A 12,310-nucleotide genomic window follows, 5' to 3' on the forward strand; every position below is an offset into this window, starting at 1 on the left:
GTCCTGGCGTTGCGTTGTGTCGCAGCCTGCATTTCGTGCGGCTGAGCCTGACTCCAGCTTCGATTTGCTCGGTAGAACGCCACAACCGGAAGATTTAGCGTTGCAGGAGCTGAATCGGCTGAGGAGTTCGCGCGTTTCTGAAGAAGTTGCCAAGCGTGCCCAGGTGATTGGCCCGACTGTTGTGCGTGGTCGACTTGACTTGCTTTTGATAGCGTCCAGACGCATGTCTCACCGAATGCCTCACCGGTCGCGGTGACCTTCACGGGATACTGTGGCTCAAAGCGGAAGCGTCCATTCGACGATTCAACTTTCAGTCTGGCGATGCCAGAGTCGCCGAGTGCCTGAAAGGTTGTGGAGTTTGGAAGGGAGAGAGAACGCGCGAAGCCCATGAGCGCGTCACAAGTTCCATTGAGCAACGACGTCTTGCCGCTGCCATTGACGCCTACGATGACATTGAAGCCCGCATTGAAGTCGACCTTCAGGCTTTCGTGGCATCGGTAGTTGACGAGGTGGACGGAATCAAGCCTCATGTCGGTCTACCTTGTGTTGCTTGAGCTGTTGGGTTCATTGTCGTTGGCAGTGAATGCGCGGGAGCTCTGGGCCTGGCCCGGCGGGCCGCCGTCCCGCGAGTCTAGTGCCATGCCGGCCAGCCCGATGGCATTCCCGATTGACGCCATCGCGCCAGGGCGCGCACAGTGCCGCAGCGCATGTCGCGCGAGGAGATTCGCCATGAAGATGACCCGGCTGACACTGACGCTGTCAGGTGCCCTGGTGTTCGCGCTCGGCCTGGCCACCGGCCTCACCGCGCAGACGCTCACCGATTCGCCGCAGCGCGCCGAGCAGAAGCGCGCCGACCTGAGCGGCACGCCCAACATGGAGGTGATCGCGTCGATCGTCGAGCTGAAGCCGGGCCAGAGCAGCAACCTGCACGTGCACCACGGCGTGGAGGCCTTCCACGTGCTGCAGGGCGCGATGGTGCAGGCGCCCGGCAAGGATGCGTCGATGATGCCCACCGGCCTGACCGGGCTGAACCTGCGCGACGTGCAGCACGGCAGCTTCAAGGTGGTCGGCGAGATGCCCCTGAAGTTGTTCACGGTGCACATCGTCGACAAGAATGCACCGCTGTACGACTTCGTCAGATGACACGCCTGGAACCATGACCTACACCGCCGCGGCCGACCGCTACGAGACCATGACCTACCGCCGCTGCGGCCGCAGCGGCCTGAAGCTGCCGGCGCTGTCGCTCGGCCTGTGGCACAACTTCGGCGATGCCACGCCGCTCACCGAGCAGCGCGCGCTGCTGCGCACCGCCTTCGACCTCGGCATCAACCACTTCGACCTCGCCAACAACTACGGCCCGCCCTACGGCAGCGCCGAGACCAACTTCGGGCGCCTGCTGCGCGAGGATTTCAAGGCCTACCGCGATGAACTGGTGATATCCACCAAGGCCGGCTACGACATGTGGCCGGGCCCGTACGGGCAGGGCGGCGGCTCGCGCAAATACGTGCTCGCGAGCCTCGACCAGAGCCTGCGCCGCATGGGCCTGGACTACGTCGACATCTTCTACTCGCACCGCTTCGATGCCGCGACGCCGCTCGAGGAAACCGCCTCGGCGCTCGCGACCGCGGTGCAGTCCGGGCGCGCGCTGTACGTCGGCATCTCGTCGTACTCGGCCGGCAAGACGGCCGAGATGGCGAAGTTGCTGCGCGAGCGCGGCGTGCCGCTGCTGATCCACCAGCCGTCGTACAGCCTGCTGAACCGGTGGATCGAGGGCGAGCTGCTCTCGACGCTCGAGGGCGAGGGCGCCGGCTGCATCGCCTTCAGCGCGCTCGCGCAGGGGCTGCTGACCGACAAGTACCTGAACGGCGTCCCGGCGGATGCGCGCATCAACAAGCCGGGTGGTGGCTCGATGAAGGCGGAGCACCTGTCGAGTGCCAACCTGGAGCGCGTGCGGGCGCTGCGGGCGATCGCGCAGCGGCGCGGGCAATCGCTCGCGCAGATGGCGCTGGCCTGGGTGCTGCGCGACCCGCGCGTGACGACCGCGCTGATCGGCGCCAGCCGGCCCGAGCAGTTGCGCGAGAACGTCGCAGCCCTGTCACGGCTGGAGTTCAGCGCGCAGGAACTGGCCGAGATCGACCGGCATGCGCAGGATGGCGGGCTCGACCTGTGGGCGCGCTCCAGTCACGACGAGGCGTTCTGACGCTCCGGCGAAACCTCGACGTCCCGCTCGACCTCGTAGTCGCAGCCCTGGCCGACGGCGATCAGCCGGGCCAGCGTCCGCAGGAAACTCGCCGATCCCACGAGGTAGACCGCAGAATTCCAACGGTGTTACAGTCGCGCCCGTGACTTTCAGGTCCTTCCCGTCCCCTTGCTGGTAAATCAGTCAAGGCGGGTCGCAATCCGCCAGCCGGTCTAGCCGTGTCGCGGAAGGTTTCTCAACCCACTACAGCACCGGAAACCGGTGTGAAAGGTGAGCGAAATGATGCAGGAATACAGGTCGAACTCGTACCTGTTCGGGGGCAATGCGCCCTATGTCGAAGAGATGTACGAGGCTTACCTCGACAACCCGGGCTCGGTGCCTGACAACTGGCGCGCCTACTTCGACGCCCTCCAGCACGTTCCTGCCGCCGACGGTTCGTCGGCTGCCGACGTTCCGCACGCACCGGTCGTCGAATCGTTCGCTCAACGCGCCAAGGCCAACGCCTTCGGCAACAAGGCCAGCGGCGCCGACCTCGCGGTCGCCCGCAAGCAGGTCCACGTCCAGTCGCTGATCGCCGCCTACCGCTTCCTCGGCTCGCGCTGGGCCGACCTCGACCCGCTCAAGCGCGTCGAGCGCCCGAAGATCCCCGAGCTGGAGCCGGCGTTCTACGACCTGAGCGAGTCCGACATGGACATCTCGTTCAGCGCGACGAACACCTACTTCACCACCGCCGAGCAGATGACGCTGCGCCAGATCGTGCAGGCGCTGCGCGAGACCTACTGCAGCTCGATCGGCGCCGAGTACATGCACATCACCGACCAGCCCGAGAAGCGCTGGTGGCAGCAGCGGCTCGAGTCGATCCGCTCCAAGCCCAATTTCACGGCCGAGCAGAAGAAGCAGATCCTGAACCGCCTGACCGCCTCCGAAGGCCTGGAGCGCTACCTGCACACCAAGTTCGTCGGCCAGAAGCGCTTCTCGCTCGAAGGCGGCGAGAGCTTCATCGCGTCGATGGACRAACTGGTGCAGCGCGCCGGCGAGAAGGGCGTGCAGGAGATCGTGATCGGCATGGCCCACCGCGGCCGCCTGAACGTGCTGGTCAACACGCTGGGCAAGATGCCCAAGGACCTGTTCGCCGAGTTCGACCACACCGCGCCCGAGAACCTGCCCTCGGGCGACGTGAAGTACCACCAGGGCTTCTCGAGCGACGTCACCACCGACGGCGGCCCGGTCCACCTGAGCCTGTCGTTCAACCCGTCGCACCTGGAGATCGTCAACCCGGTCGTCGAAGGCTCGGTCAAGGCCCGCCTGGACCGCCGCGGCGACAAGGAAGGCGACACCGTGCTGCCGGTGCTGGTGCACGGCGACGCGGCCTTCGCCGGCCAGGGCGTCGTGATGGAGACGCTGGCGCTCGCGCAGACGCGCGGCTACTACACCGGCGGCACCGTCCACATCGTCATCAACAACCAGATCGGCTTCACCACCAGCGATCCGCGCGACACCCGCTCGACGCTGTACTGCACCGACGTGGTCAAGATGATCGAGGCCCCGGTGCTGCACGTGAACGGCGACGACCCCGAGGCGGTCGTGCTGTGCACGCAGCTCGCGCTCGACTACCGCCAGGAGTTCAACAAGGACGTGGTGGTCGACATCGTCTGCTTCCGCAAGCTCGGCCACAACGAGCAGGACACGCCGGCGCTCACGCAGCCGCTGATGTACAAGAAGATCGCCCAGCACCCGGGCACCCGCAAGCTGTACGGCGACAAGCTGGTGGCGCAGGGCGTGCTGCCGGCCGACGGCCCGGACGCGATGGTCAAGGAGTTCCGCGCCGCGATGGATGCCGGCAAGCACACCATCGACCCGGTGCTGACCAACTACAAGAGCAAGTACGCGGTCGACTGGTCGCCGTACCTGAACAAGAAGTGGACCGATTCGGCCGACACCGCGCTGCCGCTGGCCGAGGTCAAGCGCCTGGCCGAGCGCATCACGACGGTGCCGCCGAACTTCAAGCCGCACCCGCTGGTCGAGAAGGTGCTCGCCGACCGCGCCGCGATGGGCCGCGGCGACATCAACATGGACTGGGGCATGGGCGAGCACCTCGCCTTCGCGTCGCTGGTCGCGAGCGGCTACCCGATCCGCCTGTCCGGCGAGGACAGCGGCCGCGGCACGTTCACGCACCGCCACGCGGTGCTGCACGACCAGAACCGCGAGAAGTGGGACGAAGGCACCTGGACGCCGCTGCAGCACGTGGCCGACAACCAGGCCCCGTTCGTCGTGATCGACTCGCTGCTCTCCGAGGAAGCGGTGCTCGGCTTCGAGTACGGCTACGCGAGCGCCGACCCGAACACGCTGACCATCTGGGAAGCGCAGTTCGGCGACTTCGTCAACGGCGCGCAGGTGGTGATCGACCAGTTCATCGCCTCCGGCGAAGTGAAGTGGGGCCGTGCGAACGGCCTGACGCTGATGCTGCCGCACGGCTATGAAGGCCAGGGCCCGGAGCACTCCTCGGCGCGCCTGGAGCGCTTCATGCAGCTGGCCGCGGACAACAACATGCAGATCGTGCAGCCGACCTCGGCCAGCCAGATCTTCCATGTGCTGCGCCGCCAGATGGTGCGCATGTTCCGCAAGCCGCTGATCATCATGACGCCGAAGTCGCTGCTGCGGAACAAGGACGCCACGTCGCCGCTCGTCGAGTTCACGAAGGGCGAGTTCAAGACGGTGATCCCCGAGGCGAACGACGAGATCGCGACCGACAAGGTCAAGCGCATCGTCGCCTGCTCCGGCAAGGTCTACTACGACCTGGTGAAGGCCCGTGCCGAGAAGAAGGCCACCGACGTGGCGATCATCCGCGTCGAGCAGCTCTATCCGTTCCCGCACAAGGCCTTCGCGGCCGAGGTGAAGAAGTACCCGAACGCGACCGAGATCGTCTGGTGCCAGGACGAGCCGCAGAACCAGGGCGCCTGGTTCTTCGTGCAGCACTACATCCACGAGAACATGGTCGACGGCCAGCGGCTGGGCTATGCGGGTCGCCCCGCATCGGCCTCGCCGGCAGTGGGTTATGCGCACCTGCACCAGGAGCAGCAGAAGGCGCTGCTCGACCAGGCCTTCGCCAAGCTCAAGGGCTTCATCCTCACCAAATAAGCAAGTCGTGGCGCAGCCGCCGGCCGATGGCCGGTCTGGCTGCGACCGTGCTGAACACCCAGAAAGAACCTCATGGCAATCGTAGAAGTCAAAGTTCCGCAGCTGTCCGAATCGGTGGCCGAAGCCACGCTGCTGCAATGGAAGAAGAAGCCCGGCGAGGCCGTGGCGATCGACGAGATCCTGATCGAGATCGAGACCGACAAGGTCGTGCTGGAAGTGCCGGCACCGGCTGCCGGCGTGATCGCGCAGATCGTCAAGAACGACGGCGAGAGCTGCACCAGCGATGAAGTGATCGCCCGGATCGACACAGAGGCGGCCGCGCAGATCAGCCCGCTGGAAATCAAGGCCGTGCCCGCGCCGACCGCGCCTGCGGCAGCGGCTGCCGCTGCACCGAGCGGCACCAGCAAGAGCGATGTCGCGATGCCCGCGGCCGCCAAGCTGCTGGCCGACAACAACCTGTCGACCAGCGCCGTCACCGGCACCGGCAAGGACGGCCGCGTGACCAAGGGCGACGTGCTGGGCGCCATCGCCGGCGGTGCGAAGCCTGCCGTCGCCGCGCCGGTGGCTGCACCCGTCGCCGCGTCGGTGGCCAAGCCGCTGCCGGCCGTTGCCGCGCCGACCGCGCAGAACCTGGCGTCCCTGGGCGAGCGCCCCGAGCAGCGCGTGCCGATGAGCCGCCTGCGCGCGCGCGTTGCCGAGCGCCTGCTGCAGTCGCAGGCCACCAACGCCATCCTGACCACGTTCAACGAAGTGAACATGGCTCCGGTGATGGAGATGCGCAAGAAGTTCCAGGAGAAGTTCGAGAAGGAGCACGGCGTGAAGCTGGGCTTCATGAGCTTCTTCGTGAAGGCCGCGGTCGCCGCGCTGAAGAAGTACCCGGTGATCAACGCCAGCGTCGACGGCAACGACATCGTCTACCACGGCTACTTCGACATCGGCATCGCGGTCGGTTCGCCGCGCGGCCTGGTGGTGCCGATCATCCGCAATGCCGACCAGCTGAGCTTTGCCGACATCGAGAAGACCATCGCCGGCTTCGGCCAGAAGGCCAAGGACGGCAAGCTGTCGCTCGACGAGCTGACCGGCGGCACGTTCTCCATCAGCAACGGCGGCACCTTCGGCTCGATGCTGTCGACGCCGATCATCAACCCGCCGCAGTCGGCCATCCTCGGCGTGCACGCCACGAAGGACCGCGCGGTGGTCGAGAACGGCCAGATCGTGATCCGCCCGATGAACTACCTCGCGATGTCGTACGACCACCGCATCATCGACGGCCGGGAAGCCGTGCTGGGCCTGGTCGCGATGAAGGATGCGCTGGAAGATCCGGCCCGCCTGCTGTTCGACATCTAACCGGAACCGACGATGAGCAAATCATTTGACGTGGTCGTCATCGGCGGCGGCCCCGGCGGCTACATCGCCGCGATCCGTGCGGCGCAGCTGGGCTTCAACACCGCCTGCATCGACGAGTGGAAGAACGAGAAGGGCGGCCCGGCCCCGGGCGGCACCTGCACCAACATCGGCTGCATCCCGTCGAAGGCGCTGCTGCAGTCGAGCGAGCACTTCGAGCATGCCGGCCATGCCTTTGCCGACCACGGCATCGGCCTGAAGGACCTCAGCATCGACGTGACGAAGATGCTGGGCCGCAAGAACGCGGTCGTGAAGCAGAACAACGACGGCATCCTGTACCTCTTCAAGAAGAACAAGGTGTCGTTCTTCCACGGCCGCGGCTCGTTCGTGAAGGCCGCTGAAGGCGGCTACGAGATCAAGGTGGCGGGCGCGGCCGAGGAATCGATCGTGGCCAAGCACGTGATCGTCGCGACCGGCTCCAACCCGCGCGCGCTGCCCGGTGCGCCGTTCGACGAGGAGAACATCCTCAGCAACGACGGTGCGCTGCGCATCCCCGCGGTGCCGAAGAAGCTGGGCCTGATCGGCGCCGGCGTGATCGGCCTGGAGATGGGTTCGGTGTGGCGCCGCCTGGGTGCCGAGGTGGTGGTGCTGGAAGCGCTGCCGACCTTCCTCGGCGCGGTCGACGAGCAGATCGCCAAGGAGGCGCAGAAGGCCTTCAACAAGCAGGGCCTGAAGGTCGAACTGGGCGTGAAGATCAGCGAAGTGAAGACCGGCAAGAAGGGTGTCACGGTCGCGTACGCCAACGCCAAGGGYGAAGCGCAGACGCTCGAGGTCGACAAGCTGATCGTCTCGATCGGCCGTGTCGCCAACACGATCGGCCTGAACCCGGAAGCGGTCGGCCTGAAGCTCGACGAGCGCGGCGCGGTGGTGGTCGACGACGACTGCAAGACCAACCTGCCGAACGTCTGGGCGATCGGCGACGTGGTGCGCGGCCCGATGCTCGCGCACAAGGCCGAGGAAGAGGGCGTCGCGGTGGCCGAGCGCATTGCCGGCCAGCACGGGCACGTCAACTTCAACACGATCCCGTGGGTGATCTACACCTCGCCGGAGATCGCGTGGGTCGGCCAGACCGAGCAGCAGCTGAAGGCCGCGGGCCGGGCCTACAAGGCCGGCACCTTCCCGTTCCTCGCGAACGGGCGGGCACGCGCGCTGGGCGACACGACGGGCATGGTCAAGTTCCTCGCCGATGCGAAGACCGACGAGATCCTGGGCGTGCACATCGTCGGGCCGATGGCGTCGGAGCTGATCTCCGAGGCGGTGGTCGCGATGGAGTTCAAGGCCTCGGCCGAGGACATCGCGCGCATCTGCCACGCGCACCCGTCACTGAGCGAAGCCACGAAGGAAGCGGCCCTGGCCGTCGACAAGCGCACCTTGAACTTCTGAACGGAAGCCACCGCGCTCGATGGTCTCCGTCACAGAGCTGTACCGGCAGACGCTCGCCGAGCGCGGCTACCACAGCGACCCGGCGCAACTCGCCGCGGTCGCTGCGCTGCAGCGCTGCCAGGACGAGTGGGAGGCCTACAAGGCGCGGCGCAGCAATGCGATCGCGAAGCTGCTGGTGCGTCCGCCGCTGCCGCGCGGCGTCTACATGCACGGCGGGGTGGGGCGCGGCAAGAGCTTCCTGATGGACTGCTTCTTCAACGCYGTGCCGCTGCAGCGCAAGACGCGGCTGCACTTCCACGAGTTCATGCGCGAGGTGCACCGCGAGCTGGCCGAGCTGAAGGGCATCGTCAACCCGCTCGAGGAACTGGGCGCGCGCATCTCGCGGCGCCACCGGCTGATCTGCTTCGACGAGTTCCACGTCGCCGACGTGACCGACGCGATGATCCTGCACCGGCTGCTCGACAGCCTGTTCTCGCACCGCGTCAGCATCGTCACGACCTCGAACTTCAAGCCCGACGACCTGTACCCGAACGGCCTGCACCGCGACCGCATCCTGCCGGCCATCGAGCTGCTGAAGCAGAAGCTCGAGGTGATCAGCGTCGACAACGGCACCGACTACCGGCGCCGCACGCTGGAGCAGGTGACGCTGTACCACACGCCGCTCGGGCCCGAGGCCGATGCGGCGATGGCCGAGGCCTTCACGCAGCTGGCCGAGGCCAAGGACGAACCGCCGGTGCTGCACATCGAGCACCGCGAGCTGCACGCGCGGCGCAAGGCCGGCGGCGTGGTGTGGTTCGACTTCAAGACGCTGTGCGGCGGGCCGCGCTCGCAGAACGACTACCTGGAGCTCGCGACGCAGTTCCACACCGTGCTGCTGTCGGATGTGCCGCAGATGCCGCCGCGGCTCGCCTCGGAGGCGCGGCGCTTCACCTGGCTGGTCGACGTGCTGTACGACCGCCGCGTGAAGCTGATCATGTCGGCCGCGGTGCCGCCGGAAGAGCTCTACAAGGACGGCCCGCTGGCGCACGAGTTCCCGCGCACGGTGTCGCGGCTCAACGAGATGCAGTCGAAGGAATTCCTGTCGCTGGAGCGGCGGGACGTGGATACTCGGTTGACATGAAACGGCTGTTCGTCCCCGCTGCCTTGCTGATCGCCGCGCTGGTGCAGGCGCAGACGAAGGACGCGCCGTCCAGCCAGGCCGAGCGCGAGCGCATCGCGAAGCAGCGCCAGGTGGCCGAGGCGCAGTACGCGCAGCGCGAGGCCGAGTGCAAGCGCCGCTTCGTCGTGACCTCGTGCATCGACCAGGCGCGTGCCGACCGGCGCCAGTCGCTGGACAACCTGCACCAGCAGGAGATCGCGCTCGACGAGGTGGAGCGCCAGCAGCGCAGCGCCGAGCACCGCCGGCGGCGCGAGGCGAAGGCCTGGGAAGAGATCAACAAGCCGGCGCCGGAGCCGCGGCCACCGCGCGAGCCAAAGGCGCGCGCATCGAAGCTGCTACCGCCGTCGGCCGCCGCATCGCGGCCGGCACCGGTCGACCGCAGTGCCGACGAGCAGCAGGCGCGCGAGCGTTTCGAGGCGCGCCAGCGCGAGGCGCAGGCCCACAAGGCCGAGATCGAGGAKCGCAACCGCAAGAAGGCGGCGGCACGCAAGCCGTCGTTGCCGATCCCCGCCGCGTCGTCTCCGTAGCCCGGATGCGAATCCGGGTGCGACTCAGCCGAGCGCGTCGATCCGGATGAGAGCCAGCGACAGGTTGTCCCCCGTCCCCCGCGCCCGCTGGCGTGCCTTCGTCACCAGCATCTCGCTCGCCTCGCGCGGCGGCAGCGTGTGCACGATCGCGCCGAGTTCCTTCGGGCTGAAGTAGTGCCACAGCCCGTCGCTGCAGGAGAGCACCGAATCGCCGACCTGCAGCTGGTCGATGTGGTGCAGCGTCAGCGGCGGATCCTGGTAGGTGCCGAGGCAGCCGGTCAGCAGGTTCGACTGCGGGTGCGTGTTGGCCTCTTCCTCGCTGATCTGGCCCTCGTCGACCAGGCGCTGCACGAACGAATGGTCGATCGTGCGGCGGACCATGTCCGGCCCGCGGAAGTGGTAGCAGCGCGAATCGCCGGCATGGATCATGTCGCACTCGCGCGAGGGGCTGATCAGGTAGGCCACCGCGGTGCTGTGCGGCTCTTCCTCGGCGGTGATCGCCGTCAGCTTGATCATCAGGTGGGCTTCGAGCACCAGCTGCTTCAGCAGCTCGGAGGGATCGTCCTGGTTCGGGCTGTAGCGCTCGAACAGCTGGCGCGCCGTGAGCACCACCTGGTCGGCTGCCTTGCGCCCGCCGCTCTTGCCGCCCATGCCGTCGGCCAGCACCGCCAGCGCACACCCGGGGACCCGGTGGTGGGGCAGGATCTCGACCTGGTCCTGCTGGTAGGCGCGGTCGCCGCGGTGCATGCCGGTGGCGGCATTCAGCCGATATCCCTGGGGTGTGCTCATGGGCGAAAACTATAATCGCTTTGCCCTCACGCCCACCTGCAATACTCCGCGACGTTCTCCTCGATGGACGACAACCTGCACTCGCCGCAGCGCCGCCTGATCGAGCTTCGCATCGAACACGCCGACCTCGACAGCCTGATCGACCGCGTGGCCGGCGAGCACCCCGACGACGAACTCGCGATGCGCCGGCTCAAGAAGCGGCGCCTGGCCCTGCGCGACCAGATCGCGAAACTGGAAACCCAGCTTGACCCTCCCGAACCCGCCTGATCTGACTCCGCTCGAAGAGGCCGTCGCCGAAGCCTTCGCCCAGGGTGGGGCCCTGTCGCAGGCCGATCCGCGCTATGTCGAGCGCGAGGTGCAGCAGCGCATGGCGCAGCAGGTCGCTCAGGCGATCGACGGGCGGCATGCGCTGGTCGCCGAGGCGGGCACCGGCGTCGGCAAGACCTTCGCCTACCTGGTGCCGACGCTGCTGTCGGGCGCGCGGGCGCTCGTCAGCACCGCCACCAAGAGCCTGCAGGACCAGCTCTTCCTGCGCGACCTGCCGCGCCTGCGCGAGGCGCTCGGCCTGCCGCTGACGATCGCGCTGCTGAAGGGCCGCGCCAGCTACCTGTGCACGCACCGCATGAACCAGGCGCGCCAGTCGGCCCAGCTGCCCGACCGCTGGGCGGTGCGCACGCTGGCCAAGATCGAGACCTGGTCGCGCGCCACCACCAGCGGCGACCTGGCCGAACTCGACGGGCTCGACGAGCGCTCCAGCGTGATCCCGCTCGTCACCTCCACCCGCGACAACTGCCTCGGCAGCGAATGCCCCGAGTACCGCCAGTGCCATGTGATGAAGGCGCGGCGCGATGCGATGGCCGCCGACCTGGTGGTCGTCAACCACCACCTGTTCTTCGCCGACATGGCGCTGCGCGACTCCGGCGTGGCCGAGCTGCTGCCGAGCGTCGAGGTGGCGGTGTTCGACGAGGCGCACCAGCTCGCCGAGGCCGGCGTCGCCTTCCTCGGCACCACGCTCGGCACCGGGCAGGTGATCGACTTCGCCCGCGACATGCTCGGCGCCGGCCTGCAGCTGGCGCGCGGGCTCGCGCCTTGGCAGGAACTGGCCGCCGCCTGCGACAAGGCGGCGCGCGATCTGCGCATGGCCGCGGCCGGCCCGCTGCGCGAGGTGCGGGGCAGCCTGAAGCTGCGCTGGGACGAGCGCGCCGAGCGGGCCGATTTCGGCACGGCGCTGCAGGGCGTGGCGCAGGCCTGCGAGGCGGCGCAGCTCGGCCTCGACACCGTCAGCGAGATCGCCCCGGATTTCTCGAAGCTGATGGAGCGGGCGCAGAACTTCCGCCGCATGGCCGCGCAGTTCGAGCAGCCGGCCGCGCCGGGCTGCGTGCGCTGGATCGACCTGTCGCCGCACCAGGCGCGGCTGGTCGAGTCGCCGCTGGACATCCGCGACGCGCTGCRCGAGCAGATGGATGCGGCGCCGCGCGCCTGGATCTTCACGTCGGCCACGCTCGGCGACGACGAGCGGCTGTCGTGGTTCACCGAATCGGCCGGGCTCGACGACGCGCTGACGCTGCGCGTGGGCAGCCCGTTCGACTACGCCGCGCATGCGCGGCTGTACATTCCCGCCGCCTTCCCGAAGCCGAACGAGCCGGGGCACCCGCCGGCCGTCGCCGCGCTGGCCGCGCGCTGCGCGCGGGCGCTGGGCGGGCGCACCTT

Annotated in this window: 11 protein-coding genes; 9 read left to right on the forward strand and 2 right to left on the reverse strand. The window is 67.9% G+C overall.

Translation table 11 applies throughout. The annotated features are described in order from the left end of the window. On the reverse strand, positions 1-530 hold a 530-nt coding region (locus AC1DXV_RS24200; protein WP_477935922.1), incomplete at its 3' end, for an AAA family ATPase. A gap of 199 nt (positions 531-729) precedes the next feature. Here AC1DXV_RS24200 and AC1DXV_RS24205 point away from each other — a divergent pair. From AC1DXV_RS24205 to AC1DXV_RS24235, 7 genes are all read left to right on the forward strand, one after another. Further along, complete coding sequence (locus tag AC1DXV_RS24205) at positions 730-1,143, forward strand: cupin domain-containing protein (protein ID WP_477872376.1); 414 nt, start codon at positions 730-732, stop codon at positions 1,141-1,143. Positions 1,144-1,156: 13 nt separating this feature from the next. Continuing rightward, positions 1,157-2,200 carry an L-glyceraldehyde 3-phosphate reductase gene (gene mgrA, locus AC1DXV_RS24210; protein ID WP_477872374.1) on the forward strand — a complete coding sequence of 348 codons (1,044 nt, stop codon included), beginning with the start codon at positions 1,157-1,159 and terminating at the stop codon, positions 2,198-2,200. Between the two features lie 279 nt (positions 2,201-2,479). Next, positions 2,480-5,338, forward strand: a complete 2,859-nt coding sequence (locus AC1DXV_RS24215; protein WP_477935932.1) for a 2-oxoglutarate dehydrogenase E1 component — start codon at positions 2,480-2,482, stop codon at positions 5,336-5,338. A 72-nt stretch (positions 5,339-5,410) separates the two neighbouring features. Beyond that, positions 5,411-6,685: a 2-oxoglutarate dehydrogenase complex dihydrolipoyllysine-residue succinyltransferase gene (gene odhB, locus AC1DXV_RS24220; protein WP_477935924.1), complete on the forward strand. Its 1,275-nt coding sequence runs from the start codon at positions 5,411-5,413 to the stop codon at positions 6,683-6,685. Positions 6,686-6,697: 12 nt separating this feature from the next. Beyond that, complete coding sequence (lpdA, locus tag AC1DXV_RS24225; protein ID WP_477935926.1) at positions 6,698-8,125, forward strand: dihydrolipoyl dehydrogenase; 1,428 nt, start codon at positions 6,698-6,700, stop codon at positions 8,123-8,125. 19 nt (positions 8,126-8,144) lie between these two features. Next, positions 8,145-9,245, forward strand: a complete 1,101-nt coding sequence (gene zapE / locus AC1DXV_RS24230; protein ID WP_477869689.1) for a cell division protein ZapE — start codon at positions 8,145-8,147, stop codon at positions 9,243-9,245. Next, complete coding sequence (locus AC1DXV_RS24235; protein ID WP_477935928.1) at positions 9,242-9,811, forward strand: hypothetical protein; 570 nt, start codon at positions 9,242-9,244, stop codon at positions 9,809-9,811. The genes zapE and AC1DXV_RS24235 overlap by 4 nt, the downstream gene beginning before the upstream one ends. Before the next feature lie 24 nt (positions 9,812-9,835). On the opposite strand, the gene AC1DXV_RS24240 is transcribed toward AC1DXV_RS24235, so the two are convergent. Continuing rightward, the gene (locus tag AC1DXV_RS24240; protein ID WP_477869693.1) at positions 9,836-10,600 is read right to left on the reverse strand and encodes a PP2C family protein-serine/threonine phosphatase; all 765 of its coding nucleotides are present in this window, start codon (positions 10,598-10,600) and stop codon (positions 9,836-9,838) included. Between the two features lie 63 nt (positions 10,601-10,663). Between AC1DXV_RS24240 and AC1DXV_RS24245 the strand changes: the two genes are divergently transcribed. Beyond that, a complete protein-coding gene (locus AC1DXV_RS24245) occupies positions 10,664-10,867 on the forward strand; it encodes a YdcH family protein (protein ID WP_477869695.1) in 204 nt (67 codons plus the stop codon). Continuing rightward, positions 10,845-12,310 (forward strand): ATP-dependent DNA helicase (locus AC1DXV_RS24250; protein ID WP_477935930.1); only part of this gene is annotated, 1,466 nt, incomplete at its 3' end. The genes AC1DXV_RS24245 and AC1DXV_RS24250, both read left to right, overlap by 23 nt.

It is taken from the genome of Rhizobacter sp. P3_C12 (assembly GCF_056402735.1).